This is a genomic window from Marinobacter mangrovi (assembly GCF_016798325.1).
Classification (GTDB): Bacteria; Pseudomonadota; Gammaproteobacteria; order Pseudomonadales; family Oleiphilaceae; genus Marinobacter_A; species Marinobacter_A mangrovi.
On sequence record NZ_JAERVO010000003.1, the window covers coordinates 516,185 to 542,673 of the forward strand.

A 26,489-nucleotide genomic window follows, 5' to 3' on the forward strand; every position below is an offset into this window, starting at 1 on the left:
CAGATTCCGGCGCACATTTGATGCACACTAATCGGAGACAGTGTCATGTTCCTGCAGAAACGGCAAGGAGAGCACGGGCCATTGCCGCCCCGGTCAAGCCGCTATTTCGCGGCAGGGCGGCGTTGGTATTTCACGACGCGGGAAAAAACCACGCTGGGGCCTTTCGAGTCTTTCGAACAGGCGGAGCAATCGGTGAAGGCCTACATCGAGGATGTGGACGCCCATCGCCGGGGGGCTTCCGTGGATTACAGCTACGGCGTCGTGCTGCACGACTATGAAACCTGCACCGCCGCCCATTGTCAGCAGTGCCGGGAAATGGCCCGACTCCTGTCCTGACGGGCTACTGGCCTGTTTATCACGGTTCCAATAAACGACCCGGATCGATATCCTATGCGGTCCGGCGCACAGGTGTGCGCCGTTTGGTGAGCTGTGGAGTCTGTCCCGATGCGTTTTTTACGAGCACTGCTGGCGTGGCTGTCGGTGCCTGTCCTCTGCCTGCTGGGCCTGTTTCTTTGCCTGGCGCGGCCTTTCAATCCCGATAACACCCGTATCCTGGGCTGGGCGATCGCCCACACCGGCCGCTGTCTGCTGGGGCTGGAGCGCCCTCTGGATGGTTACGACAACATGCCCCTGAACCGGCCGACCGTGATCATTGCCAACCACCAGCACAACGACGACCTGTTCCTGATGGGCGATCTGCTGCCGCCGCGCACCGTGGCGATCGGTAAGGCGTCCCTGCGCTGGATTCCCTTCTTCGGGCAGGTGTTCTGGCTGGGCGGCAATGTCCTGATCGACCGCAAGCGCTCCAGCCGCGCTGTCGCCGTGATCCAGACCACGGCGGAGGCGATGACCCGGGAACGCAAGAGCCTGTGGATCTTTCCCGAAGGCACACGCAGCCACGGTGAAAACCTGCAGCCGTTCAAGAAAGGGGCCTTCTACGCGGCCATCGCCGCCAATACGCCCATCACCATGGTCTGTGCCGAGGCTTACCGCTCGGAAGCCCGGGGACGGCTCGGCCGACGCCGCCCGGTGCGGTTACGGGTGCTGCCGCCCGTCGAAACCCGCGACCTGTCCTCCGACGATGTTCCCGAGCTGATGGCCCGTTGCCATCGAGAGATGAGCCAGGCCATCCACGAGATGGGAACCGGGGAATGGGCGTGAGGTCTTTACCTTCGTCGTGACTGCTTGACTTCGCAGCGCTTTTCCTTCGGTATGTGGGGGATTGTCGCATGGGGCGGCAAGGTGCAGCCGGGCCACGGTGTCCGGCTTCAGAGTGGCGAAAGGGAGTGATGCGATGAATCTGATTCTGTTTCTGATCATTGGCGGCGTCGCCGGATGGCTGGCCGGTTTGATCATGAAAGGGCGTGGTTTTGGCGTACTCGCCAATATCGGCATTGGTATTGTCGGCTCGTTGATCGGTGGCTTCCTGTTCAGTCTGTTGGGGCTGTCTTCCCACGGCACCATCGGCTCGCTGGTGACCGCAACCGTGGGTGCCATCGTATTGTTATGGATCGTGAGCGCCATCAAGAAGGCGTGAACGCCGCCATGGAGCCTCCGGGAATGTCCCGGGGCTCCCTCACTGCCGTTGTGGAGATTCCTGGAGAATGATCGTACCGGTTACCGCCGTCTTTGCCGCCATCACGGCCATCCTGATGCTGTTCCTCGCCCTGCGGGTGTCGCTGTTCCGTCGCAAGCTCAATGTGGGTATGGGCGATGGTGGTCAGAAGGATATCCAGGTGGCGATCCGTGCCCACGCCAATCTGGTGGAATACGCCCCGATCACACTGATCCTGATGGGGTTGGGCGAGCTGAACGGGGTCTACGTGATTTACGTTTACGCCATCGGCATGCTGTTTATCGTAGGGCGCTTGCTGCACGCCTGGGGCTTTATCCGCAGTCGCGGTGGCTATGCGCTGAGCCGCATGTTCGGCACGCTGTTCACCTGGCTGTCGATCCTGGTCATGGCGGCACTGACGCTGCTTAACGTGGTCCAGGTTTCCCTCTAACCCGGTATCCTCAGAGCCGTTTGCGGCGGAGGGTGTAGTTCAGCTTCGACTGGATGCGCTCGCCGTCGCGGTTCAGCATTTCCAGATCCCCTTCCGGAAGCCGCCGGTACATCCGGACGACCTTGCCATTGTCACCCTGCAGGCTGATGCGCCCCAGATCCATCGGATCGGTGGGCGTCAGGACCTGCCACTGACCTTCCCGTTCCGTGACATCGCCGTTGCGCTCCTGATAGGTCTCGGTCAGTTTGTAGGTGTCCGGTTCCCGGTAGAGGGTCAGGCGGGTCTCGATCCCCGGGCAATCCGCGCAGGGCAGGGTGCCTTCCCAGACGCCGTACGGTGAGCGTTCCGTTTCCGGTGTCTGACTGGCACACCCGGTCAGCAGAACCGCGGTCATCAGGGCACTGAGCGTCATTGGGCGCATGGGTCGCCTCCTTGGCAAGGGGTAGCGGGTCAGGAAAGGGGAAAGAATCGCAGGTTCGCTGGGCGGGTTCAATCCGGCGTATCAGGCGACACGCCGGATTGAGAGGAGGCAGGGAGAATCGATTACTGGGCCTTCGCCATCTGCTCACTGTGGTAGTCCAGATCCAGGCGGCGGTTGGCGGCGCTGTCTTCCGGGTTGGTCAGCGGCTTGTGACTGCCCCAGCCGACCACCTCGATGCGGCTCTCGTCGATGCCTTCGCTCTTGAGGATCTTGGCCGCGCTGTTGGCCCGCAGGCGGGACAGGAAGGCGTTGTACTCTTCCGGACCGTGGCTGTCGGTATGGCCGTTGATGCTGACGGTCACTTCCGGGTGGGCCTTCATGTAGGCGGCGTGCTTGCGCAGGATGGCCTGGTCTTCCTCCGACAGACGATGCTTGTCGAAGCCGAAGTAGAACTTCATCTGGTGCGGCTTGCGGGGGCTGTCATCCATCGCATTCACCTGTGCGTTGCTGGCTTGTACCTGGGCCGCATGGGCCATCAGTTCCGGGTTGTCCAGGACGAGAACGGTCATATCTTTTTCCTCAGGTGCATCGGCGATGCGATCATCCGTTTTGGGCTCACTATTGTCGGCTGCTGCCTGTGTCGCAATTGGCCGTTGGTCGATGTGTTGCCGGGTGTCGGCGACGGCCGGCTGGGCCGAAGTCGCCGTGGTCGCCTCGTTTTCCGGTCCGCCGCTGGAGGCGCAGCCGCTGATAACGCCCAGCAGCAGGGCGCCTGCGGCGAACCGCCATCGGCCCGCCTCAGATTGAATGCGGACTGTGTGAAAGGGGTGTGACAAACGCTGTGGCATGGAAAAACTCCTGATCGTCGGTTGGGGGCGCCGGCCCCGTCTCTGTCTCTCAGGATCTATTTCAGCGCGATAATCTGGCACCGCTGTGGTAAAAAGCAGACCGGATCGGATGAAATGTGATGAAATCGGGCAGGACCTGCGACGGCTGTCCGTTGCCATGGACGTACTATGCTGATAATTCCCGTCGAACGCGCCGTGGACTGGCGCCGCCCGCCCTGGATGACGCTGGGCATCATGCTCACCTGCCTGCTGGTGTTCCTGTTCTACCAATCCGGTGACAGGCACCTGATGGGCTCGGCCATCGAACAATACCTGGATGCCGATCTGGACCAGCTGGAAGCCCCGGCCTACGAGACCTATCTGGAGCGCCGGATCCGGCTGGAGGGCGAAACCGGCCTGACCGCACGACTGGGCTCGGTGCGGGACCTGATCGCCCAGGACCAGCGCATTGTCCTGGCCCAGGTGCTGTTGAGCGACGCCGGTTTCTACCATTACCTGCGGGACAACCAGTCCGTGATCTGGTCGACGGAGCAACGCACTTACTGGGCCGAGCATCGGATCCCCATTCAGGACGACTACGTCAGCCATGTCTCCGCCATGGCCGCCGGCGTGGTGCCGGCCGACCTGTCGCTGGCGGACCTGATCAGCTACCAGTTCCTGCACGGTGGCTGGATGCACATCATCGGCAACCTGCTGGTGCTGTTCATGCTGGGCTTCACCGTGGAGCGCGCGTTGGGGCCGGTGAAATTCCTGCTGGCCTACCTGTTCTGCGGCGCGGTGTCGGGGCTGGTGTGGGCCGGCTTCAACTGGGGGCAGTACCTGCCGCTGGTGGGGGCTTCCGGCGGTATTGCCGGTTTGATGGGGATGTACGTGGCGCTGTTCGGCCGCCAGCGCATCCGCTTCTTCTACTTTCTCGGCGTTTATTTCGACTATTTCCGGGCGCCGGCCCTGGCCCTGTTGCCCGTCTGGATCGGCAAGGAAATCTACGACCACTTCTTCGCCGGCGCCACGGGTGTGGCCTACATTGCCCACGCCGGCGGCCTGGCGGTGGGCGCGGGCCTGGTCTGGCTGCTGGGTCGCAGCTGGTTACAGCCCCGTGAGACGTTCTACGAACCGGAAGAGGACGAACAGGAAGAACGCTTCCGCAGCGCCTACAGCCAGGCCATGGGTCGGATCAGCGCGCTGGATTTCGAGCAGGCCCGGCTGCAGTTCGAGGCCCTGTGGCAGCGGCATCCGGAGCGGATCGTCCTGCTCGAGCACCTGTACCAGCTGGCCAAGCTGCGTCCGGACAGTGAAGCCTACCGCGACCGGGCCCGGGAACTGATGCAGGCCACCCAGGCCCGCCATCAGCCCGAGCGCATGCTGGCGGTGTGGCAGGAATACCAGGGCAAGGGGCAGCCGCATCATCCGCTGGCGGCGGAGGACCACAACCGGGTCTTCTTTGCGGGCCTGCGCAGCGGTGACCTGAAAACGGCGGAGCGGGTGTTCGAACGCCTGCGGGCCGCCGGAGACCTGTCACTGGTGGAGGAAGCCTGCCGTTTGCTGGCGGCCGAGTTCGAGAAGCGGCAGATGACGCCCAAGGCGCGTCACTACCGCGATCTGCTGGGGCAATTGGGTCAGGCCTGATCGGTCCCGAAACGGGCCGCGGGCCCGCGCAGCGGTTGCTGGTTGCGCGCCTGTTCCAGGTAGGTGTCGATCGACGCATGCAGGGCGTGGCCGGTACAGCGCTTCTGGATGAAGTTGAGAAAGGCCGAGGCCTTTTCCCACTGCCCCAGTTGGGCCAGGGACTGCGCCACCAGTAGGTAGGCCGGTGCCAGCTCGTCATTGTCCGGGAATCGCTTGTGGAAATCCTGCAGTAGACGCAGCACCTCGCGGTGCTGTCCGTAATGGTTCAGGACCCGGGCACAGGCGACGGCCAGGGCCGGATCGTCCAGCCGAAAGCCCGGATCCACCTTTTCCAGTCGCTGCAGGAAGTCCGCCAGACCCTCGGCATCGCGCTGATCGGCCAGCCATTGCAGCAGTCGCGGATGGGCCCGGTAGAGTTCGCCGTTATCGTTCGTGGCCACCAGCAACCGATAGAGCTGGCCCAGACGCAGGGGATGGCTCGGATGGCTCTTGAGGCCGGACTTGATCAGGCTCAGCGCCCGCTCGTAGTTGCCGTCCTTGAGGTTCATATCGATGTCGGCGTCGAGCCTCAGGGAGCGGTCCGGCTCCCGGCGCACGGTCTCATCGTCCTGAAGGTCGCTGGCGAAGCCCAGTTCTTCCTGATACTGGAACAGCAGGTAGCCCATCATGTGGAAGAAAATAAGCATGAAGGCACTGAAGATAAAACCGGACAGGGGTTGGGCCACGACCGGCGAAAAGTGTTTGAAGGCAAATTCCTGCACCGCTACACCGGCAAGCATCATCAGGACCAGATGCCCATAGAGGACGAAGTAGGGCCAACCGATCCGGGAGATCAGTGAAATCAGATGGGCCGGATTCACCGCCGGTCCGAGGGACTGCTCCATACCCAGAATCATGATGCTGGCGGGCATCACCAAAACCACGAAAGCCAGAGCAACCAGCCACAGCACCCAGCCGCCCACCATGCCTGCGCTGTACAACAGCCCGCCGATCAGGATAAGCACCAGCACCTGAAGGAGCACGACGATCAAACCGGAGCCCGTGAAGGCGGCCGCTAGCGGTGGAGGTGTCATATGGCCGTCGGCCGTGTGCCGGATCACTGTGTAGGTGTATTTGAGCAGGGCCAGAAGCAGCAGCAACCAGACCGCAAAGCCGATCAGGTTGCGATCCAGCAGCAGTGGCACGAACGTACAGATGCCCACGACCATCAGCGGATCAGAATGGAACGGATAGCGGAAGAACGCGGGAATCCGGTTCCAGAACGGTTCCACCTGCGTTGCCGCGCCCAGGTAGCGCATGGTCTGGCTGCAGTGCGGGCAGGTGCCGTGCCGGCGATGGGTGTCGGCGTCGGGCATGCACGCCAGGCAAAATTCCTGCTGGCAGTGATTGCAGTGCCACTTGGCGGCGGTATTGGGATGGTAATGACAGTAGTGTTTCACGTCGCGCTGCTAAGGTGTTGATCTGGCCAACAATCATGGCAGAAGGCGGGAGACGGGACCAGCGCCGGTGGCGCTCCGGATGTTGGCTTTTCGTAAAATTGCGGACACGGCGGGCGACGCGGGTCCGTTAGAATACAGAGACAGACGATTCACTCTTGCCCGGCCGGTGACTGCAGGCCGCTCCGGGCCCGGGAGGCATGATTGACCCGACACCAGCCCGACCTCCGGTCCGTGGAGACCGCGACAGCCCCTCACGAGGCCTACACCTGGCGCCAGATCGCCCGCTTCGCGCTGACCCACCGGCGCCGGCTGGTGCGTGCGAATGTCATTGCCGTGCTGGCGACACTGGTGAGTGTGCCATTGCCCCTGTTGCTGCCGGTGCTGGTGGACGAGGTGCTGCTGGACAAGCCGGGCCCGGTGCTCCCGGTGATGAACACGGTATTGCCGGAAAGTTGGCAGATGCCGGCGGTCTACATCGCGTCCATGGTGCTCCTGGCGTTCTTGATGCGCGTCCTGGCGCTGGCCTTCAACGTGGCCCAGTCGCGGGAATTTTCCATCATTTCCAAGGACGTGGTGTTCCGGATCCGTGAACGTCTGCTGGGCCGGCTCGGGCGCATCGCCATGTCGGAATACGAAACTCTTGGGTCCGGCGCGGTCACCGCCCACTTCATCACCGATCTGGACACCATCGACAAGTTTCTCGGCACCACCATCAGTCGTTTCCTGGTGGCCAGCCTGACGGTGCTGGGGACGGCGGGTGTGCTGCTCTGGGTCCACTGGGAGCTGGGCCTGCTGATCCTGCTGTTCAATCCGCTGGTGATCTTCTGCACCATGCTGATCGGCAAGCGGGTGAAGGAGCTCAAGCGGCGGGAGAACAGCGCCTACGAGGTATTCCAGGGCGACCTGACCGAAACCCTCGACGCCATCCACCAGTTGCGCGCGGCCAATCGCGAAGGGCACTACCTGCGCCATCTGGTCGACCGGGCCCGCGGCGTACGCGATCACGCCGTGCAGTTCGAGTGGCGCAGCGACGCCGCCACCCGGGCCAGCTTCACCCTGTTCCAGTTCGGCGTGGACAGCTTCCGTGCCGCCGCCATGATCACCGTGCTGCTGAGCGACCTGAGCATCGGCATGATGTTCGCCATCTTCGGCTACCTGTGGTTCATGCTGACGCCGGTGCAGGAAATGCTGAACATGCAGTACGCATTTTACGCCGCCAATGCCGCCCTGGCCCGGATCAACCGACTGTTGCAGCTGAAGGAAGAGCCGCGCTATCCGGCGCTGGAGAACCCGTTCCAGAACCGCCACACCGTCAGCCTGACCCTGCGCGACGTGTCATTCCGCTACGGCGAAGAAGACGTGCTGCGGCACATCAACCTGGATGTAGCGCCGGGCGAGAAAGTGGCCATCGTCGGCGCCAGCGGTGGCGGAAAATCCACCCTGGTTCAGGTGATCCTGGGCATGTACACGCCCACCCAGGGCGAGATCCTGATCGACGGCGTGCCAGTGCAGCGCATCGGCCTGGAGTGCCTGCGCGAGCATGTGGCCACGGTGCTTCAGCATCCCGCGCTGTTCAACGACACCGTGCGCCAGAACCTGACCATGGGTCGCGAGCACAGCGACGAGGCGCTGTGGCATGCCCTACGGATCGCGCAACTGGACCTCACCATCCAGGCCATGGACAAGGGGCTGGAAACCCGCATCGGTCGCCAGGGCGTGCGTCTGTCCGGTGGTCAGCGCCAGCGGCTGGCGATTGCCCGCATGGTGTTGTCGGACCCGTCGGTGGTGATCCTGGACGAGGCCACCTCGGCGCTGGATGCGGAAACCGAATACCAGCTGCATCAGGCGCTGGAGGATTTCCTCAAACAGCGCACCACCCTGATCATCGCCCACCGCCTCAGTGCCGTGAAACAGGCCGACCGGGCCTACGTGTTCGAGGACGGTCGCATCATCGAGGAGGGCCATCACGACGAGCTGATCGCCCGGCAGGGGCTATACGCCCAGCTCTACGGGGACCGTCAGCACTAACCCTCTGTTTTCACAGGCCTGCTAGACTGTAAGGGCAGTATTCACCTCAAAAAAAGCTCGAAACGGTTTTTCAGGAGTCGCCACCGATGGGCATTCGTCTGAAGCTGATTGTCGGCATGGGCGCGGCATTACTCGTCAGCACCTGTGTCCTGATTGCTCTCAATATCGTGCAGATGCGCGGTCTGCTGGACCGCTACTTGCTGGACACGGCGCTGCCGGCCAGCGTGGAGTCCATCGCCCGCTCGGTGGAGCGCGACCTGCAGTCCCCCTTGACTGCCTCGGAAATGATTGCCGACAACAGCTACCTGAAAGACTGGATTGCCGCCGGTGAGCCGCAAGACAGCCTGGGCCCGTTAAAGCGCTTCCTCGGCAATGTCCGCAGTCGCCAGAATGCCGTCTCGGCTCACTTCGTCTCGGCCGAAACCCAGAATTACTACACCCAGGACGGCATTGAACGCGTGATCAAGCGCGGCCAGGACGACTGGTTCTACAGCTTCCTCGACAGTGGTGAAAAGCGCGCACTGTCGCTGGACGTGGACAAGACCACCGGCAAGCCCATGTTGTTCATCAACGTGCGCATGGAGAATCAGGGCCAGCCGGTGGCGGTCACGGGTATTGGGCTGGGGCTGGACCAGATGGCCGAGCGCATCCGCAAATTCCGCTTTGCCGACACCGGGATCGTCTACCTGGTGTCGTCCGATGGGCATATCAACATTCACCCGGATCTGGACAAGACCGGACAGACCTTGTCGTCCGTCACGACACCTGATACGGCGAAGGCTCTGCAATCCGGGAAAGGCTACACCGTCAGCGAGTTCACCCGGGACGGCACGGACTACCTGGCCGCCAGTCTGCCGCTGTCCATGACCGACTGGCGCATCGTCGCCGAAGTACCGGCGAGTGAGATCTACGCCGCCGCCAACCGGGCCAATACCATTTCACTGGTGGTGGGCCTGCTGGTGGCGTTGCTGTTCCTCGGGATTGTAGCGCTGGTGGCCACCCGCATGACCCGGCCACTGAAGCGGATCACTGGAGCCCTGACCGAAATCGGCAAGGGCGGGGGCGATCTGACCCAGGAACTGACGGTCGACAGCAAGGACGAACTGGGTGAACTGGCGACCGGGTTCAACGGGTTCGTGCGGTCCCAGCGGGATATGATCCGGGGATTGCTGGAAACCGCCCAGCGCCTGCAGCGGTTCGTGGAGCAGATTTCCGACGTGATGGCGTCCAACACCACCCGGGCCGGCGAGCAGAGTCACCTGACCGAATCCGTGGCGACGGCGGTCTATGAGATGGAAACCACCGTACAGGAGATTGCACAGAACGCGACGGAAACCGCCAATCAACTGGAGCAGGTGGGCCATCATGCCGGCCGCATCCGCGAGACGATGTCTGAATCCATCCGCCAGGTGGGCGGCATGGCGGACGATATTCGTGAATCGGCGGCGGCCATTCAGCAGCTGGCGCGGGAAGTGGAGGACATCGGCCGGGTGATCGATGTGATCAACGCCATCTCCGACCAGACCAACCTGCTGGCCCTGAACGCGGCCATCGAAGCGGCCCGGGCCGGGGAGCATGGCCGGGGCTTCTCGGTGGTGGCCGACGAAGTGCGCAGTCTGGCGCAGAAGACCCACAGCTCCACGGAGGAAATCCGGACCATCATCGAACGCCTGCAGCAGGGCTCGGCCCGGTCGGTGAAGGCCATGCAGGCCGGAGAACAGGCGACGGAGGCGACGGTGAACGCCACCCGAAGCATGGGCGAATCCCTGGACGAGATCGGGGAAAGCGTCGACCGGATTGTCGGCATGAGCCACCAGGTGGCCGCCGCCACCGAGGAACAGAGCTCGGTGACCGAGGACATCAGCCGCAACGTTCAGAACATTTCGGAACTGAGCGCCCGCTCCAGCGAGGACATGACGGCCGCCAATCGGGAGGTCGAATCATTGCGCGCCATGGCGGACGATCTGGCGCGCCAGATGAAGGCGTTCCGGCTGGATAAATAACGGCCTTCGTTGGGGTGTCGGCGCGCCGGGTGCATTCACCGTCGTTATGCTGAACATTCATGGAAACGCGGTTGAAGTCGCCCAAATCAATGCAATAGTAAGGAGTAACTGGTCAAGCGGGTTTATCTGGCGCAGGCTAATAAGCCATCTGATGAGAGAGATCGCGGGAGCTTCTGACAGGTTCTGGAGGCCGGGAATGGTCAGAAGCGCCCTGCCACGCCCTTTGACACTTCGAATGCGATAAGGAAAGGAGGCGTTACATGTCGAAAGAAGGTATCAGTCACGACAGTCTGAATACCCTTGCCAGCCTGGACGTCGGCGGCAAGACCTACCACTACTACAGTCTGCCCAAGGCGGGCGACAGCCTCGGCGACGTATCCCGCTTGCCGTTCTCACTGAAAGTGCTGCTGGAAAACCTGCTGCGCAACGAGGATGGCGATACCGTCACCGAAGACCACCTCAAGGCCATGCACCAGTGGCTGGACAAGCGCCATTCCGACACCGAGATCCAGTACCGCCCGGCGCGGGTGTTGATGCAGGATTTCACCGGGGTACCGGGTGTTGTGGATCTGGCCGCCATGCGCGACGCCATGAAGGCTGCCGGCGAAGATCCGGCCCGAATCAAACCGCTGTCCGCCGTGGACCTGGTCATCGACCACTCGGTCATGGTGGATCATTTCGGCGACGCCTCCGCCTTCAAGGACAACGTGGCCATCGAAATGGAGCGCAACCAGGAACGCTACGAGTTCCTGCGCTGGGGCCAACAGGCCTTCGATAACTTCCGTGTGGTGCCGCCGGGCACCGGTATCTGTCACCAGGTCAACCTCGAGTACCTGGGCAAGACCGTCTGGACCAAAGAGCAGGACGGCAAGACCTACGCCTATCCGGACACCCTGGTGGGCACCGATTCCCACACCACCATGATCAACGGCCTGGGCATCCTGGGCTGGGGTGTCGGCGGTATCGAAGCGGAAGCGGCAATGCTGGGCCAGCCCGTCTCCATGCTGATTCCGGAAGTCGTGGGCTTCAAGATCACCGGCAAGCTGCGCGAAGGCATCACCGCCACCGACCTGGTGCTGACGGTCACCCAGATGCTGCGTAAGCGCGGTGTGGTCGGCAAGTTCGTGGAATTCTACGGCGACGGCCTGAAAGACATGCCGGTGGCCGACCGCGCGACCATTGCCAACATGTCGCCGGAATACGGCGCCACCTGCGGGTTCTTCCCGGTGGACGAACAGACCCTGAACTACATGCGCCTGACTGGCCGTGAAGAAGAGCAGATCGAGCTGGTGGAAGCCTACGCCAAGGCCCAGGGCCTGTGGCGCGAGCCGGGCCATGAACCGGTCTACAGCGATACCCTGGAACTGGACATGGGCGACGTGGAAGCCAGTCTGGCCGGTCCCAAGCGTCCGCAGGACCGGGTCGCGCTGACCAACATGAAGTCCACCTTCGAGCTGTTGATGAACACCAGCGACACGACCAATAACGGCGGCACCGAGGACGGCAAGCTGCAATCCGAAGGCGGCCAGTCGGCAGTGGGTGTTGAAGAGAGCTACGAACACGCCGCCAGTCAGCACACCGAACACAACGGCCAGAAGTTCCGGCTCGATCCGGGCGCGGTAGTGATCGCGGCGATCACGTCCTGCACCAACACCTCCAACCCGAGCGTCATGATGGCCGCCGGCCTGCTGGCGCGGAAGGCACTGGAGAAGGGGCTGACCACCAAGCCCTGGGTGAAGACCTCGCTGGCGCCGGGCTCCAAGGTCGTCACCGACTACCTCAAGGCCGGCGGCTTCCAGGAAGACCTGGACCAACTCGGCTTCAACCTGGTGGGCTACGGCTGCACCACCTGCATCGGTAACTCCGGCCCGCTGCCGGATCCGATCGAGAAAGCCATCGAGAAAGGCGATCTGACCGTGGCCTCGGTGCTGTCCGGTAACCGCAACTTCGAGGGCCGGGTGCATCCGCTGGTGAAAACCAACTGGCTGGCGTCGCCCCCGCTGGTGGTGGCCTACGCGCTGGCCGGCAACGTCCGCGTGGACCTGACCAAGGATCCGCTGGGCACCGACAAGGACGGCAACCCGGTCTACATGAAAGACATCTGGCCGTCCCAGGACGAAATCGCCCAGGCGGTGGAGAAGGTCAAGACCGACATGTTCCGCAAGGAATACGCCGAGGTGTTCGACGGCGACGCCACCTGGCAGTCCATCAAGGTACCGGAGAGCAAGGTGTACGAGTGGTCCGACAAGTCCACCTACATCCAGCACCCGCCCTTCTTCGAAGGCATGGGTCGCGAGCCGGACCCGGTGGAGGACGTCAAGGGCGCCAGCATCCTGGCGCTGCTGGGCGACTCGGTGACCACTGACCACATCTCACCGGCCGGTTCCATCAAGGCGGACAGCCCCGCCGGGCGCTACCTGCAGGAGCACGGGGTGGAGCCGAAAGACTTCAACTCCTACGGCTCACGCCGGGGCAACCACGAGGTCATGATGCGCGGCACCTTCGCCAACGTGCGCATCAGGAACGAAATGCTCGATGGCGTGGAAGGGGGATTCACCCGCCACATCCCGTCCGGTGAACAAATGGCCATTTACGATGCCGCCATGAAGTACGTCGAGGACGACACGCCGCTGGTGGTGATTGCCGGCAAGGAATACGGCACGGGCTCCAGCCGCGACTGGGCGGCCAAGGGCACTCGCCTGCTGGGCGTAAAAGCCGTGGTGGCCGAGTCCTTCGAGCGGATCCACCGGTCCAACCTGATCGGCATGGGCGTGATGCCCCTGCAGTTCCCGGAAGGTACGGACCGCAAGTCGCTCAAGCTCACCGGTGAGGAGACGATCAGCCTGACCGGGATGGCGGGCGATAAGGTTACTCCGGGGCAGAAAGTCACCATGACCGTGACGTACCCGGATGGCCAGGAGCAGTCCGTCGAGCTGATCTCCCGGATCGACACCGTCAACGAAGCCGGTTATTTCGTGAACGGCGGTATCCTGCACTATGTGCTGCGGGAGATGATCAAGGCGGCCTGATATCGGCATCCTGTCGCTGAGTAAGGCCCGTCCTGGTGAACGCCAGGGCGGGTTTTTTTATGGACGGAATCCGGTGGATTCGGATTAAAGTCCCGTAAATATCGGTCCTTTCGACAGTTTGTTTCTGTAGGATCGCCGTCTATAGTGAGTTTGAAAGAGGCCCGTCGCGGACACGGCGGGCTTCGGGGTTCTGCGACGAGTCTCTGCGCGGCGGGCTGGAGCCCGGATCGTCCAGGGCTCTCCAACTGCTTGGATGGCGATATTTTGAGTGCTCCTGATGTACAAGGCCGGCTTCAGGCTCTGAAGACCCGATTTGCCGCGCGAGTCAAAGGTGAACTGGAAGAACTGCAGCGCCTGCTGGCCCCCCGCCAGGCCGATGCCGCCGGTATCCAGCGCGCGCGCGAGGCTTATCAGATCCTGCATCGCATTGCCGGTGGCGCCGGCACCTTTGGCCTGGATGCCTTGGGAAAAGAGGCGCGGGACCTGGAAACCCGGCTGCAGCCACTGGTCGAGGCCGACATCACCACGCCCGGCCTGCCGGACCAGCTGCAGCAGATACTGGATGACGCCTTCCTGGCCCGGATCCACAGTCTGTCCGATTTCCTGGACGACACCGCGCCGCTGGCCGCGGGTGACCCGCGCGAGCCCTATCTGCCGGACGATGACGACGAGCCGGTTGCCACGGACATTCCCCAGGTCAGTCCAACCCGAGTGATCCTGGCCGATCCGGACGTGGCGCAGGCCTCGCCCCTGGCGTCGCGCCTGCAGGAGCATGGCTATCACGTGCAGTGGGTGCAGGACCCGGTGGAAATCCAGGCGATTCGCGCCAGCCTGCCGGACGACGGCCCCGTCGTCGTCGTGGCGGACGCGGCGCTGCAACCGCAACTGCAGGATCTGGAGCTGACCAGTCACCCCCACATCCTGCCGGTGATCTACCTGGCCGGTCAGGATTCGTTCGAGCTGCGTTACCGGGTGGCGGAAAGCGGCGCGGGCGGTCTGTTCCTGCGGCCGGTGGACGTGCCGGCGCTGGTGGAGCGGATCGAGGCGGCCGTCGGCGAGTTTCAGTCGGCCCGGCGCAGCCGCGTGATGCTGGTGGATGACGACCGTGCCCGGGTGATGCATGCCCAGGCGGTGCTGGCGTCGGCCGGCATGGAAGTCCGGGTGGTGGTCGAGCCCGCCGACATCCTGGCCCAGTTGCCCGCGTTCCGACCAGACATCCTGTTGCTGGAAACCCGGGTTGGTCCTTGCAGTGGACCCGTGCTGGCCCGGATGGTGCGCCTGCAGCCGGAGTGGCAGGATCTGCCGGTGGTGTTCCTGACGGCCGGCCCCGGTGACATCGACCAGGACGCCCTGGATACCGAAGACGTCCTGACCGGCCCGCTGACCGACCGATCGCTGATCACTGCCGTCCGCTCCCGCTGTTATCGCGCCCGGCAGATGGCCCGCCAGATTTCCCGGGACCGCCTGTCCGGCACCCTGGTCGCCTCGCGCATCCGCCAGGCGGTGGCGCGCGAGCATGCGCAGGTTAGTCGTCACGGCCGTCGTTCCGTAGTGGCCATCCTCGACCTGGACGATTTCCGCCAGTTGAACCGGGATTACGGCCACACCTCCGGCGATATCGTGATTCGCAGCCTGGCGGATGTGCTTCGCCAGCGTCTGCGCAGTTCCGACCTGATCGGGCGTTACGGCGGGGAGGAATTCGTGGTGCTGCTGCCGGACTGTACCGACGAGCAGGCCCGCGGGGTTTTCGAGGCGATTTGCGAGCAGTTCTCGGCGCTGGAATTCCAGTCCGGTGTCCGGTCATTCCGCGCCACACTCAGTGTCGGTCTGGTGGAGCTGGGGACGTTCGCCAGTGCCGACGCCGCGCTGGCCGCCGCCGATCAGGTACTCGCCGACCGGCAACCGGATGCCCAGCAGGACGTGCGCGTCTGGAAGGCCAACGACTGATGGCCATCCTGATCCTGGAAGACGATCTTTTGGTGGCCGAACTGCTGGAAACCATCGTCCTGAGCCTGTATCCCCGCGGCCGTGCACGCCTCCTGGGCAGCTATCAGGATGCCGTCGCCGAGTGGCAGCCGGGCAAGGTTGATCTCATCCTTTGCGACTGGAACCTGCCGGACGGTTCCGGCCTGGATTTTGTACGCCATGTCCGACGTCAGGATTCCGAGGTGCCCATTGTCATGATCAGCGGTCGTTCCGACCGTCAGTCCGTCCTGATGGCGGCCAAGCACCACATCAATGGCTTTATCACCAAGCCGTTCGACGTCACGGTGGTGCACGATCGCCTGAAGAGCCTACTGGTGGAGGGTGAACCTGCGAGCTATGCCATCGGCGGGCCGGAACCCCTGTTCGCCGACGCCATGGAGGGGCAGATCCTGCTGCCCACCAGTCTGGACCCGGCCAGCATGCTGGAGTTGATGCATCGGGACGACCTGATCTCACCGAGCCAGCTGGCGGAACGCTGGCGGGACGAGACCTCCCTGGTGATGCGCCTTCTTGATGTCGCCAACGGCAGCTCCTATCGCCGCAGCGGGGAGTCCGTCGACTCCCTGCGGGATGCCATTAACACCCTCGGTGTGGACATGGCATTGAACATTGCTCTGGGCATGGCACTGGATCATGCCCACGACCTCAGCGATCCCCGCCTGCAAGACAAGGCAAAAACCTACGCTGAGCTGAGTGACCGGGTCGCCCTGGAGGCCAGCCGGCTGGCCCGTCAGCTGGGCCAGGGCCCGGTGCTGTGCTACACCGCGGGACTGATGGGACGGATCGGTGAACTGGCGGTGCTCAGCGTCCTGCAGCAATACCTGGGCGCCGGCGGCGAGCTGTCCGACGCCGACATCGACGATCTGGTCCGGGACTGGGCCCAGCCGCTGGGCAATCGACTGAAAGTCCAGTGGCGCCTGCCGCTTCAGCTGCGGGATCTGGTGGGCGCGATCCACAGCCTGCCCCACGGAGCCACCCACCAGAGCCGGCTGATCATGCGGGCCGCGGCCCTGTTTGCCGACGGGGCCCGGGAGTCTCCGGAATACCGCACGTTGATGCGCCGGTTGGGCAGCGAGCCGCCCGCGTCGGAAGGCGCTGACCATTGACCCCGACGGCCCGATGGCGGAGGATGCGCCGCGCTCACGACAACCGCTGGAATGATCGACAATGACGGACCTTGAACGCGTGCTGTGTGTAGAGGACGAGCCGGACATCCGGGCGGTCGCCGAGCTCGCCCTCGGCGCCATTGGTGGCCTTGAGGTGATCGTTTGCACGTCCGGCGAGGAAGCGCTGCAGGTGGCACCGGAAAACGCGCCCCAGTTGATCCTGCTGGATGTGCTGATGCCCGGCATGGATGGCCCGGAAACCCTGTCTGCGCTGCGCCGGATTCCGGCGGTCGCGGCGGTGCCGGTGGTGTTCATGACCGCCCGGGCCGACCCCGACGAACAGGCGGCCTACCGGGCGCTGGGGGCGGCGGGCACCATCGCCAAGCCCTTCGACCCCATGACGCTGGCGGAATCGGTCCGGGCGATCTGGCGTGAGCAGTCGACCGGGTAACGCGGGCGCTTGTTCGCCCCGGGAAATCATGCCACGCTGACTCTGGGAATTTTTGGACATTGTCTGGATAATTCCGGATTTCGGGTCCAGGTCCACAAATCCCCGACTGCCCGGCGTGCGTAACAGGATGGACCGCATCCTGATTCAGGGAACGTCCGTCCGGAGGCGTGAACGTGCCCGAACACTAATCATTGCGTGCCGGAGCGGAAACGAGATCCCGGCCGGCCACAGCGAAAAGGAGAGCAGAATGAGGCAAATCATGGGACGTTGGCTGGCCGGTGTCATGCTGGCCCTGGTCACACTGTCCGTACAGGCGGATGCCCCGCTGACCGACGAGCGGCTCGACAACCTGTTGGGGGCCATGGACGAGCTGCAGCCGGTGATGGAGCAGGTGAGTCAACGTCTGGCATCGCTGCCGGAAGACGAGCGTCCGCCGCGGCTGGATCCCCGGGCCGAGGATTTCGATCCGGAAGCCATGGCCGAGAGCATGACGGAAGCGCTGGAGAAGGTCGACGCGGATTCCGACGTGCGCCGCGTGGCGGAAAAGAACGGCTTTGATTCCGTGGAAGAGCTGCTGGAAGTGCAGGCCCGGGTGATGATGGGCTTCCTCGCCCAGACCCAGGAGGCCATGATGAACAACCCCAATGTGCCGGAGCAGGCGCGTCAGAAAATGAAGCAGCAGTTCGGCAACATCGCCGACAAGGTGTCGGACAACGACCGCGAAGTGCTCGAACGGAACAAGCAGAAAATCATGGACTTCATGCAGGCCCAGGCGCGCAAGCAGCAGAATATGCAGCAACAGCAGCCGACCAACTGATACGCATCACCGAACGGAGACCCGATGGCCACTGAACAGTCCGCCGAGAACCTGCGCGACAAGCTCAACCTGGAAACCGCCCTGATTCCCTGGCGTGACCTGCAGACCTATTTTGCCCGCGGGCAGGTGGTGTTCGTGGCCGAGTCGCTGGACCTGCTGGCTGTGGCCGAGGCTCTGGCCGCTGACGATAAGGCCCGCTTCCAGCAGTGGATGGCGGACGGCACGATCGGCGACGTACCGGCCGACCGTGCCCAGTCCTGGTACGACGCCGAAGCGTCGGTCTGGGCTGTTGTGGTTGCCCCCTGGGTGCTGATCCAGGATCGCACTACCCGTAATTGACGGCCGAGCTGCAGGACGATGCGATTCCGGTCGTTCTGCAGCCCTTCACCCGGTGGTCGAAACCTGACCTTCTGATCGGTTTTTGCTACACTCCCGCCTCCTTCCCGGCCACACCTGATCGTCCATTTCCAAGGAACGCCCTATGCTTGCCAGCGCGCTGCTGATCCTGGTGCCTCTCTTTGTCGGTTTTGCCTTCCACGTCGAGAATCGCCGTGTGCTGTCAACGATCAACCATTCGCTGGAAGCGTTGGTGTATCTCATTCTGGCTCTGCTCGGCATCAGCCTGGGCCAGCTTGAGGGATTGGCGGAGCAATTGAACCGGATGACCGGTCAGGTGCTGGTCCTGGTTTTCGGATTGCTGATCGCCAACGTTGCCGGCCTCTGGCTGTGGCATCGCTGGCAGCCGATGACGCTGGCAGCGGCCGAGGACAGTCAGGGCAATGTGGGTTACCGGCGTTTGTTCCTCGGTGCGGCAAAACCACTGCTGGCGGTGATTGCCGGCATGGCGCTGGGCCACTGGCTGTTGCCCGCAGTGAGCTGGATCGAGGACGTGGCCAGCGGGGCGCTGATGCTCCTGCTGCTGCTGATCGGCCTGCAGTTGCGTAATGCCGGTCTGTCCCTGCGGCGCCTGCTGATGAACCGGCAGGGTCTGGGGATTGCTGTCACCCTGGCGCTGACCTCGCTGCTGGCGGGCCTGGCGATCGCGCCGTTTTATGATTTGCCCCTGATGCATGTGTTGGCGCTGACGTCGGGCTTTGGCTGGTATTCCCTGTCGGGCATCGTGGTGGGGGATGCGTTGGGGCCGGCCTGGGGCGGCGTGGCGTTTCTCAACGATGTCCTGCGGGAAATCATCGCCCTGGTGCTGATTCCATTGATCATCGCCCGGCGGCCAGCCATGGCTATCGGCTACGGCGGCGCCACCGCCATGGACTTCACCCTGCCGATCATCCGCCGCAGCGGCGGCCTGGAAACCGTGCCCGTCGCGATCGCCTCGGGTTTCATCCTGTCCTTCCTGTCGCCCGTTCTGATGGGCCTCTTCCTCGCCGGCTGACGCCGGCCTTGCTGGCGCGCTTCGATCCCTCCGGGCGCGCGCAAATCAATTGAGTTCTAATCGAATAGGCGGTTGCCGTTATCGGCGGCAAGGCCTTGTTGTCGCTGAAATTCGGCCGATATCGGCTGATTGATTCTGCATCGCACTCAAATTCGGATCCGGAAAGCCGGTTTGATATTTAGTGCTCGAATGACTAAGCTATCCGCATTGAATGAGTGTTCAATGAATTGAATGAGTGTTCAAAGTCGTTTCATGAGGTGGGTATGGCAAGGCTGGATGTGGAATCGATCCGGCGTCAGCAGCTGATTGACGCCACGCTGAAGGTCATCGAGGAGCACGGTTTCCAGGGTGCGACGATCGGCAAGATCGCCAAGGCGTCCGGCATGTCCGTGGGGATTGTGAGTCATTACTTCGGCGGCAAGCAGGGGCTGCTCGAAGCGGCCATGCGTCATCTGCTGGCGACGTTGGGCGGAGATGTGCAGCGGCTGATGCAGGAACGCCGGGACACCCCGCGCGAGCGCCTGATGGCCATCGTCGACGCCAACTTTTCCAGCGTGCAGACCGATCCCCAGTCTGCCAAGACCTGGCTGGCGTTCTGGACCCAGGCCATGCACAGCCCCGCGCTGATGCGCCTGCAGCGCGTCAACGAACGCCGCCTGCTGTCCAACCTGCAATTCTATCTCCGTGACCTGATGCCTGCCGAACGGGTATTGGGCACGGCCCAGACCATCGCCGCCCTGATCGACGGTTTCTGGCTGCGTGCCGCCATGAGTGAGGGCCGCATCGAGCCGGACCAGGCCGTGGCCCTGTGCAAGACCTACATCGATCAGGCCATCGACGCGAACAATGGAGATCCCGCATGACCCTTCCCGTTTATTCGTCTTTTGTGGATGGCCGTTTCCTGGCCAATCAATCCGGTGACACCTTCGACGTGGTGAATCCGGCCACCGGTGAGGTGATTTACCGGGTCGAGCAGGCCGACGAGTCGGTCATGCAGGCTGCCGTGGAAAGCGCCGAGCGCGGTTTCCAGGAATGGTCGGTGCTGACCGGCCTGGAGCGCGGTCGAATTCTCAACCGCGCCGCGGCGCTGCTGCGTGAGCGCAACGACGAGCTGGCCCGTGTCGAGGTGCTGGACACCGGCAAACCCTGGCAGGAAGCCAGCGTGGTGGACGTGGTCACCGGCGCCGACGCGGTGGAGTATTTCGCCGGCCAGGCCTCCAGCATCGAAGGCATCAGCCAGCCGATCGGCCCCGATTTCTTCTACACCCGGCGCGAGCCGCTGGGCGTGTGCGCCGGCATCGGCGCCTGGAACTACCCGCTGCAGATCGCCTGCTGGAAATCCGCCCCGGCGCTGGCCTGCGGCAACAGCATGATCTTCAAACCGTCCGAGGAAACGCCGCTGGGTGCGATCAAGCTGGCCGAAATCTACATCGAGGCGGGCGTACCGGCGGGCGTGTTCAACGTGGTGCAGGGCGATTATCGCGTCGGCCAGATGCTGACCGCCGATCCCGCCATCGCCAAGGTCTCCTTTACCGGTGAAGCGGCCACCGGCCGGACCGTCATGGGGGATGCTTCGAAGTCACTCAAGTCCGTCACCATGGAACTGGGCGGTAAATCGCCGCTGGTGGTGTTCGACGACGCCGACCTGGAGCAGGCAGTGTCCGCCGCCATGCTGGGCAACTTCTACACCCAGGGTGAAATCTGCACCAACGTCACCCGGGTTTTCGTGCAGCGCGGCGTCTATGAAGACTTCCTGCAAGCGGTGGCCCGTCGTACCGAGGACAACATCGTCGCCGGCGATCCCATGGACCCGCGCACCAACCTGGGCGCGCTGATCAGTGCCGACCACCGGGACAAGGTGATGGGCTTTATCGAGAGTGGCAAACAGGAGGGCGCTCGCCTCGTTGTGGGCGGTACCGAACTGAGTCCGGCCGGCGTCGAAAACGGCTATTTCGTGGCGCCAACGGTGTTTGCCGACTGCCGCGACGACATGGCCATCGTGCGCGAGGAAATCTTTGGGCCGGTGATGTCGGTGTTGCCGTTCGATGACGAGGACGAGGCCGTTCGCCGCGCCAACGACACCGATTATGGTCTTGCAGCCGGCGTGATGACCCGCGACCTGCTCAAGGCGCATCGGGTGATTCACCGCCTGCAGGCGGGCATCTGCTGGATCAACAGCTACGGCGCGTCGCCGGCGGAAATGCCGGTGGGCGGTTACAAACTGTCCGGCCTGGGCCGGGAAAACGGTCGCGAGGCGATCGAACATTACACCCAGACCAAATCCATTTATGTCGGCATGGCGCCGCTCGAAGCGCCGTTCTGACGTCAGCCATTGAAAGACGTGCCGACGGGAAGGCTTGGCCGGGACACGCTGTGAATACGTCCCTGTACGCTCGACCGGGGCCATCCAGGCCCCGGACGGTCCCGGCCAAGCCTTCCCGTCGCCACTGACCCGGTTATCGACTGCAAACCGCAGGGGAGTCTGTTTTGAATTTTGATCGTGAGTTTGACTACGTGGTGGTGGGCACCGGTTCAGCCGGTTGCGTACTGGCAAACCGCCTGACCGAGGATGGCCAGGACCAGGTGCTCGTGCTGGAAGCGGGCAAGAAGGACAACACCTGGAAGATCCACATGCCGGCGGCCCTCATGTACAACCTCATGGACGACAAGTACAACTGGTACTACCACACCGAACCCCAGGAACACATGGACAACCGCCGCCTGTACTGGCCGCGCGGTAAGGTCTGGGGCGGTGGTTCCGCCCTCAACGCGATGGTGTATATCCGCGGCCACGCCTACGACTACGACCGCTGGCACGACGAGGGCGCCACCGGCTGGCGCTACCAGGACGTGCTGCCTTACTTCCGTAAGGCGGAAACCCGCGAGAAGGGCGCCGACGACTATCGGGGCGGCAACGGTCCGCTCAACGTGCATACCGGCGACGAGCCCAACCCGCTGTTCGACGCTTTCATCGAAGCGGGCCAGCAGGCCGGCTACCCGTTCACCGACGACATGAACGGCTACCAGCAGGAAGGGGTCGGTCTGATGGACATGACCATCAAGCAGGGCAAGCGCTGGAGCGCGGCCCAGGCCTACCTGCGCCCGGTGCTGGAGCGGCCCAACCTGACCGCCGAAACCGGCGCCATGACCCATCGCATCCTGTTCGACGGCGACACCGCCGTGGGCGTGGAATACGTGCAGGACGGCAAGACCGTCCGCGTCGCCGCGCGCAAGGAAGTGATCGTCAGCGGCGGGGCCATCAACTCGCCGCAGCTGCTGATGTTGTCCGGTATTGGCCCGGCGGCCGACCTGGAAAAGCACGGCATCGACGTGAAGGTGGATCGTCCGGGGGTCGGCCAGAACCTGCAGGACCACCTGGAACTCTACGTCCAGCACGAGTGCAAGGAGCCGGTCACGCTCTACAAGTACACCACCCAGCCGGGCAAGACGATTGCCGGCGTGAAGTGGTTCCTCAACCACGACTGGGGTGCCTGCCGCACGGCGCACCTGGAAGCGGGCGGGTTCATCCGTAGTGAGGCCGGCGTGCGGCATCCGGACATCCAGTTCCACTTCCTGCCATCGCAGGTGTTGGATCACGGCCGCAAGGACGCCGAATGCCACGGCTTCCAGGTGCACGTCGGCCCCATGCGGCCCACCAGCCGCGGCTACCTGACCCTGAAATCGGACAAGCCGGGGGATCACCCGATCATCCAGCCCAACCTGCTCAGCACCGAGCGGGACCGCTGGGAGATGCGCGAAAGCGTCAAGCTGACCCGGGAGATCTTCCAGCAGAAGGCGTTCGATCGCTTCCGCGGCCAGGAACTGCGCCCGGGCGCCGACATGACCTCCGATGCCGACATCGACGCCTTTGTACGTCAATACTCGGACAGCGCGTACCACCCGTCCTGCACCTGCAAGATGGGCAGCGCCGATGACCCGATGGCGGTTGTCGATGAGCAGGCCCGGGTCTACGGCGTGCAGAACCTGCGCGTGGTGGACGCCTCGATCATGCCCAGCGTGGTGAGCGGCAACCTGAACGCCCCCACCATCATGCTGGCCGAAAAATGCGCGGATCACATCCGCGGCCGGGACCCGCTGACCCCGATGCCTGTTGACGTCTGGGAGCACCCGGACTGGCAGAACAAGCAGCGATAAGCAGAGCGCCCGGAGTGGCGCGATAACGACAACGACGATGTATTCGAAACAGAAGCACTTTCAAAACCAAGAGGCACGCCGGGAGACTCCGGTGCGGCCTCAAGCTGGAGAAAGGAGATAACGATGAAGAAGTTTTTGCTGGCTCTTGGCAGTCTCATGCTGAGTGGCGCCGCGGTCGCCGCGCCCAATCAGGAATGCAAAACCGTGCGGTTTGCCGACGTGGGCTGGACCGACATCACCGCCACCACCGCACTCACCTCCGAAGTGCTGGAAGGTATGGGCTACAAGGCCAAGGCTAACGTCCTGTCCGTGCCGGTCACATACCGGTCCCTGAAAAACAAGGACATCGACGTGTTCCTGGGCAACTGGATGCCCACCATGGAAGCGGACATCCGCCCGTACCTGGACAGCGGTGACGTGGAATCCCTGCGCACCAACCTGACCGGCGCCAAGTACACCCTGGCGGTACCCAAGTACGTCTACGACGCCGGCGTTCACAGCTTCGCCGACATCGCCAAGCATGCGGACCAGTTCGACAATCGCATCTACGGCATTGAGCCGGGCAACGACGGCAACCGCCTGATCCAGGACATGATCGACAAGGATGCCTTCGGCCTGAAGGATTTCCGGGTGGTCGAATCCAGCGAAGCCGGCATGCTGTCCCAGGTGGGCCGCGCCGTGCGTCGCGACAACTGGATCGTCTTCCTGGCGTGGGAACCGCACCCCATGAACGCCAATTACGACCTGAAATACCTGGACGGCGGTGACGACTACTTCGGTCCGAACTATGGCGGTGCCACCGTGCACACCAACGTCCGCAAGAACTACACCCAGGATTGCCCGAACGTCGGCAAACTGCTGAACAACCTGGAATTCTCCCTGACCATGGAAAACGAAGTGATGGGTCTGATCCTGGACGACGGCATGGAGCCGCGTGATGCCGCGCACCAGTGGCTGTCCAACAACCCGGCCGCGCTCGACAAGTGGCTGGACGGCGTGACCACCATCGACGGCCAGCCTGCGCTGCCGGCGGTCAAGGCCAGCCTCAAGTAAGCCTTTCGCCTCCTGCCGCTGGCTATGAAGGCCGGCGGCAGGAACGCCTTTGAATCTGAAAAGACACGACACCATGAGCTGGATAACCGAGCATCAATTGCCATTCGGCGACTTCATGGAAGAGGTTGTCAATTTCCTGATCGACAACGGCAGCGGCTTCTTCGATGCCGTTTCCGAAAACCTGGGCGGCCTGATCCATGGCCTGACGGACGGCCTCCTGTGGGTGCCGCCGGGTGTGATGGTGGCCCTGTTCACCGTGGCCGCCCACCTGCGCCACCGCCGCTGGGGCCTGACCGCCTTTACCCTGATCAGCTTCCTGTTGATCTGGAACCTGGGCTATTGGGAAGACACCATGGCGACCCTGTCGCTGGTGCTGTACGCCACCATCCTGTGTGTGGTCATCGGGATACCGCTGGGCATCTACGCAGCGCATCACCAATGGCTGTACAAAGGCCTGCAGCCGATCCTCGACCTGATGCAGACGATCCCCCCGTTCGTCTACCTGATCCCGACCCTGACCCTGTTCGGTCTGGGGGTGGTGCCGGGCGTGATTTCCACGGTGATCTTCGCGATTGCCGCCCCGGTACGACTGACTTACCTGGGCATTTCCCAGGTGCCGACCGAGCTGGTGGAAGCCGGTAAGGCCTTTGGCTGCACCAACCGCCAGCTGCTGTTCCGGGTGGAATTGCCCGCCGCCATGAGCTCCATCGGCGCCGGCATCACCCAGTGCATCATGCTGTCCCTGTCGATGGTGGTCATCGCCGCCCTGGTCGGCGCCGACGGTCTCGGCGTGCCGGTGGTCCGCGCCCTGAATACCGTGGATATCGGCAAGGGCTTTGAAGCCGGTCTGGCGATCGTCCTGCTGGCGATCTGGATGGACCGTTTCTTCCGTCAGAAAAATCCCGGGGAGAGTGCCGCATGATTGAACTCGAAAACGTCAATGTGGTCTTCGGCAAACAGCCCCAACGCGCCCTGCCGATGATCGAACAGGGGATGGACCGCGAGGCCATCCGTGCAAAGACCGACCTGGTGGTCGGCGTCCAGGGCGCCAACCTGTCCATCAAGAAGGGCGAGATCTGCGTGCTGATGGGCCTGTCCGGCTCCGGCAAGTCGAGCCTGCTGCGCTGCATCAACGGGCTCAACACGGTCACCAGCGGCAGCATCCGCATCGACCACGACGGCGAGTCGGTGGATTTCACCCACGCCAGTGAATCCGTGCAGCGGGACATCCGCACCCGCCGGGTCTCCATGGTGTTCCAGAGCTTCGCGCTGATGCCCTGGCTGACCGTCGAGGAGAACGTCGGCTTTGGTCTCGACCTGCAGGGTCTGAGCAAGTCCGAACGGCGCGAGAAAGTGAAGCGCCAGCTGGAACTGGTGGGCCTGCAGGACTGGGCCAAGCGCCGCCCGAACGAGTTGTCCGGCGGTATGCGCCAACGGGTGGGCCTGGCCCGCGCCCTGGCCACCGAATCCGAAATCCTCTTGATGGACGAGCCGTTCTCGGCGCTGGATCCGCTGATCCGCAACCAGTTGCAGGACGAGCTGTTGAGCCTGCAGGCCGAGCTGCAGAAGACCATCGTCTTCGTCAGCCACGACCTCGACGAGGCGCTCAAGCTGGGTTCCCACATCGCCATCATGAAGGACGGCCAGATCGTCCAGCACGGCAAGCCGGAATCCATCGTGCTGCAGCCACAGAACGACTACGTGAAGAGCTTCGTGGCCAGCACCAACCCGCTCAACGTGCTGGCGGCGCGCTCGCTGATGCTGCCGATCGACGACGTACCGGCCGATGCCGACGGCAACCGCTGCCTGAACAAGCGCTACGACACCTGGCTGCATACGCCGGAACGATCGATGGAAGCCGTGGTGACCACCCAGGGGCAGACCTACCAGACCCAGAGCTGGCAGGAAGGCCAGGCCATCGACAGCCTGGAGCAGAAGCCCACCTGCATCGCCCCGTCTACGCCGCTGCGTGACGCGGTGGAGATCCGTTATTTCACCGGCCACAGCCTGCTGGTGGAAGACGGTGGCGCGATCGTCGGTGCCATCGGCGATCGTGAGCTGTACCACGCCATGCTCGGCAAGCACCTGGACGACAGTTAGGGGCTGGAGCCTCCGGTGGATTCGGCCTAGG

Annotated in this window: 23 protein-coding genes; 20 read left to right on the forward strand and 3 right to left on the reverse strand. The window is 63.4% G+C overall.

What is annotated here, in order from left to right; translation table 11 throughout:
* Positions 1 to 45: 45 nt before the first annotated feature.
* The 4 genes from JL474_RS12005 (at position 46) to JL474_RS12020 (ending at position 2,006) form a co-directional block, all read left to right on the forward strand.
* Positions 46 to 336: a DUF6316 family protein gene (locus tag JL474_RS12005; protein ID WP_123634623.1), complete on the forward strand. Its 291-nt coding sequence runs from the start codon at positions 46 to 48 to the stop codon at positions 334 to 336.
* 108 nt (positions 337 to 444) lie between these two features.
* Positions 445 to 1,161, forward strand: a complete 717-nt coding sequence (locus JL474_RS12010; protein ID WP_203142242.1) for a lysophospholipid acyltransferase family protein — start codon at positions 445 to 447, stop codon at positions 1,159 to 1,161.
* Between the two features lie 133 nt (positions 1,162 to 1,294).
* Positions 1,295 to 1,537 (forward strand): GlsB/YeaQ/YmgE family stress response membrane protein, encoded by a 243-nt coding sequence (locus JL474_RS12015; protein WP_123634625.1) that lies wholly within the window; start codon positions 1,295 to 1,297, stop codon positions 1,535 to 1,537.
* 67 nt (positions 1,538 to 1,604) lie between these two features.
* Positions 1,605 to 2,006 carry an MAPEG family protein gene (locus JL474_RS12020; protein WP_123634626.1) on the forward strand — a complete coding sequence of 134 codons (402 nt, stop codon included), beginning with the start codon at positions 1,605 to 1,607 and terminating at the stop codon, positions 2,004 to 2,006.
* A gap of 10 nt (positions 2,007 to 2,016) precedes the next feature.
* On the opposite strand, the gene JL474_RS12025 is transcribed toward JL474_RS12020, so the two are convergent.
* Together JL474_RS12025 and JL474_RS12030 are read right to left on the reverse strand one after the other, a co-directional pair.
* Entirely contained in the window at positions 2,017 to 2,427 is a 411-nt protein-coding gene (locus tag JL474_RS12025) for a copper resistance protein NlpE (RefSeq protein ID WP_203142243.1), read from the reverse strand.
* Between the two features lie 122 nt (positions 2,428 to 2,549).
* Positions 2,550 to 2,996, reverse strand: a complete 447-nt coding sequence (locus JL474_RS12030; RefSeq protein WP_123634628.1) for an OmpA family protein — start codon at positions 2,994 to 2,996, stop codon at positions 2,550 to 2,552.
* Positions 2,997 to 3,443: 447 nt separating this feature from the next.
* On the opposite strand from JL474_RS12030, the gene JL474_RS12035 reads away from it, so the two are divergent.
* Positions 3,444 to 4,901, forward strand: coding sequence for a rhomboid family intramembrane serine protease (locus tag JL474_RS12035; RefSeq protein WP_203142244.1), 1,458 nt, complete (start codon positions 3,444 to 3,446; stop codon positions 4,899 to 4,901).
* On the opposite strand, the gene JL474_RS12040 is transcribed toward JL474_RS12035, so the two are convergent.
* On the reverse strand, positions 4,892 to 6,340 hold the full coding sequence (locus tag JL474_RS12040) for a hypothetical protein (protein ID WP_328797818.1): 1,449 nt from the start codon (positions 6,338 to 6,340) through the stop codon (positions 4,892 to 4,894). The two genes, JL474_RS12035 and JL474_RS12040, sit on opposite strands and share 10 nt — an antisense overlap.
* Before the next feature lie 201 nt (positions 6,341 to 6,541).
* On the opposite strand from JL474_RS12040, the gene JL474_RS12045 reads away from it, so the two are divergent.
* The 15 genes from JL474_RS12045 to choV all read left to right on the forward strand — a co-directional run bounded on the left by JL474_RS12045 (position 6,542) and on the right by choV (position 26,458).
* Positions 6,542 to 8,368 carry an ABC transporter ATP-binding protein gene (locus tag JL474_RS12045; RefSeq protein ID WP_203142245.1) on the forward strand — a complete coding sequence of 609 codons (1,827 nt, stop codon included), beginning with the start codon at positions 6,542 to 6,544 and terminating at the stop codon, positions 8,366 to 8,368.
* A gap of 86 nt (positions 8,369 to 8,454) precedes the next feature.
* Positions 8,455 to 10,371 (forward strand): methyl-accepting chemotaxis protein, encoded by a 1,917-nt coding sequence (locus JL474_RS12050; RefSeq protein WP_203142246.1) that lies wholly within the window; start codon positions 8,455 to 8,457, stop codon positions 10,369 to 10,371.
* Positions 10,372 to 10,631: 260 nt separating this feature from the next.
* Positions 10,632 to 13,400: an aconitate hydratase AcnA gene (gene acnA, locus JL474_RS12055; RefSeq protein ID WP_203142247.1), complete on the forward strand. Its 2,769-nt coding sequence runs from the start codon at positions 10,632 to 10,634 to the stop codon at positions 13,398 to 13,400.
* A 264-nt stretch (positions 13,401 to 13,664) separates the two neighbouring features.
* Positions 13,665 to 15,347, forward strand: a complete 1,683-nt coding sequence (locus tag JL474_RS12060; RefSeq protein ID WP_203142248.1) for a diguanylate cyclase domain-containing protein — start codon at positions 13,665 to 13,667, stop codon at positions 15,345 to 15,347.
* Positions 15,347 to 16,492 carry an HDOD domain-containing protein gene (locus tag JL474_RS12065; protein ID WP_203142249.1) on the forward strand — a complete coding sequence of 382 codons (1,146 nt, stop codon included), beginning with the start codon at positions 15,347 to 15,349 and terminating at the stop codon, positions 16,490 to 16,492. Before JL474_RS12060 ends, JL474_RS12065 begins: the two co-directional genes overlap by 1 nt.
* 61 nt (positions 16,493 to 16,553) lie before the next feature.
* Positions 16,554 to 16,943 (forward strand): response regulator, encoded by a 390-nt coding sequence (locus tag JL474_RS12070; protein WP_203142250.1) that lies wholly within the window; start codon positions 16,554 to 16,556, stop codon positions 16,941 to 16,943.
* Between the two features lie 259 nt (positions 16,944 to 17,202).
* Positions 17,203 to 17,760 (forward strand): hypothetical protein, encoded by a 558-nt coding sequence (locus JL474_RS12075; protein WP_203142251.1) that lies wholly within the window; start codon positions 17,203 to 17,205, stop codon positions 17,758 to 17,760.
* A gap of 24 nt (positions 17,761 to 17,784) precedes the next feature.
* The gene (locus JL474_RS12080) at positions 17,785 to 18,099 is read left to right on the forward strand and encodes a DUF2288 family protein (RefSeq protein ID WP_203142252.1); all 315 of its coding nucleotides are present in this window, start codon (positions 17,785 to 17,787) and stop codon (positions 18,097 to 18,099) included.
* Between the two features lie 142 nt (positions 18,100 to 18,241).
* Positions 18,242 to 19,150 (forward strand): lysine exporter LysO family protein, encoded by a 909-nt coding sequence (locus JL474_RS12085; RefSeq protein ID WP_123634637.1) that lies wholly within the window; start codon positions 18,242 to 18,244, stop codon positions 19,148 to 19,150.
* A 263-nt stretch (positions 19,151 to 19,413) separates the two neighbouring features.
* Entirely contained in the window at positions 19,414 to 20,013 is a 600-nt protein-coding gene (gene betI / locus JL474_RS12090; protein ID WP_203142253.1) for a transcriptional regulator BetI, read from the forward strand.
* Positions 20,010 to 21,473: a betaine-aldehyde dehydrogenase gene (gene betB / locus JL474_RS12095; protein ID WP_203142254.1), complete on the forward strand. Its 1,464-nt coding sequence runs from the start codon at positions 20,010 to 20,012 to the stop codon at positions 21,471 to 21,473. Before betI ends, betB begins: the two co-directional genes overlap by 4 nt.
* Positions 21,474 to 21,637: 164 nt before the next feature.
* Complete coding sequence (gene betA / locus JL474_RS12100) at positions 21,638 to 23,305, forward strand: choline dehydrogenase (RefSeq protein ID WP_203142255.1); 1,668 nt, start codon at positions 21,638 to 21,640, stop codon at positions 23,303 to 23,305.
* Between the two features lie 123 nt (positions 23,306 to 23,428).
* Positions 23,429 to 24,358 carry a choline ABC transporter substrate-binding protein gene (locus tag JL474_RS12105; protein ID WP_203142256.1) on the forward strand — a complete coding sequence of 310 codons (930 nt, stop codon included), beginning with the start codon at positions 23,429 to 23,431 and terminating at the stop codon, positions 24,356 to 24,358.
* A 73-nt stretch (positions 24,359 to 24,431) separates the two neighbouring features.
* Positions 24,432 to 25,280: a choline ABC transporter permease subunit gene (gene choW, locus JL474_RS12110; protein WP_123634642.1), complete on the forward strand. Its 849-nt coding sequence runs from the start codon at positions 24,432 to 24,434 to the stop codon at positions 25,278 to 25,280.
* Complete coding sequence (gene choV / locus JL474_RS12115) at positions 25,277 to 26,458, forward strand: choline ABC transporter ATP-binding protein (protein ID WP_123634643.1); 1,182 nt, start codon at positions 25,277 to 25,279, stop codon at positions 26,456 to 26,458. Before choW ends, choV begins: the two co-directional genes overlap by 4 nt.
* The last annotated feature ends 31 nt before the right edge of the window (positions 26,459 to 26,489 follow it).

Coding starts and splice junctions, on each gene's coding strand:
- JL474_RS12005 (WP_123634623.1), top strand. CDS start 46: ATGTTCCTGCAGAAACGGCAAGGAGAGCACGGGCCATTGCCGCCCCGG.
- JL474_RS12010 (WP_203142242.1), top strand. CDS start 445: ATGCGTTTTTTACGAGCACTGCTGGCGTGGCTGTCGGTGCCTGTCCTC.
- JL474_RS12015 (WP_123634625.1), top strand. CDS start 1,295: ATGAATCTGATTCTGTTTCTGATCATTGGCGGCGTCGCCGGATGGCTG.
- JL474_RS12020 (WP_123634626.1), top strand. CDS start 1,605: ATGATCGTACCGGTTACCGCCGTCTTTGCCGCCATCACGGCCATCCTG.
- JL474_RS12025 (WP_203142243.1), bottom strand. CDS start 2,427: ATGCGCCCAATGACGCTCAGTGCCCTGATGACCGCGGTTCTGCTGACC.
- JL474_RS12030 (WP_123634628.1), bottom strand. CDS start 2,996: ATGACCGTTCTCGTCCTGGACAACCCGGAACTGATGGCCCATGCGGCC.
- JL474_RS12035 (WP_203142244.1), top strand. CDS start 3,444: ATGCTGATAATTCCCGTCGAACGCGCCGTGGACTGGCGCCGCCCGCCC.
- JL474_RS12050 (WP_203142246.1), top strand. CDS start 8,455: ATGGGCATTCGTCTGAAGCTGATTGTCGGCATGGGCGCGGCATTACTC.
- acnA (WP_203142247.1), top strand. CDS start 10,632: ATGTCGAAAGAAGGTATCAGTCACGACAGTCTGAATACCCTTGCCAGC.
- JL474_RS12065 (WP_203142249.1), top strand. CDS start 15,347: ATGGCCATCCTGATCCTGGAAGACGATCTTTTGGTGGCCGAACTGCTG.
- JL474_RS12070 (WP_203142250.1), top strand. CDS start 16,554: ATGACGGACCTTGAACGCGTGCTGTGTGTAGAGGACGAGCCGGACATC.
- JL474_RS12075 (WP_203142251.1), top strand. CDS start 17,203: ATGGGACGTTGGCTGGCCGGTGTCATGCTGGCCCTGGTCACACTGTCC.
- JL474_RS12080 (WP_203142252.1), top strand. CDS start 17,785: ATGGCCACTGAACAGTCCGCCGAGAACCTGCGCGACAAGCTCAACCTG.
- JL474_RS12085 (WP_123634637.1), top strand. CDS start 18,242: ATGCTTGCCAGCGCGCTGCTGATCCTGGTGCCTCTCTTTGTCGGTTTT.
- betI (WP_203142253.1), top strand. CDS start 19,414: ATGGCAAGGCTGGATGTGGAATCGATCCGGCGTCAGCAGCTGATTGAC.
- betB (WP_203142254.1), top strand. CDS start 20,010: ATGACCCTTCCCGTTTATTCGTCTTTTGTGGATGGCCGTTTCCTGGCC.
- JL474_RS12105 (WP_203142256.1), top strand. CDS start 23,429: ATGAAGAAGTTTTTGCTGGCTCTTGGCAGTCTCATGCTGAGTGGCGCC.
- choW (WP_123634642.1), top strand. CDS start 24,432: ATGAGCTGGATAACCGAGCATCAATTGCCATTCGGCGACTTCATGGAA.
- choV (WP_123634643.1), top strand. CDS start 25,277: ATGATTGAACTCGAAAACGTCAATGTGGTCTTCGGCAAACAGCCCCAA.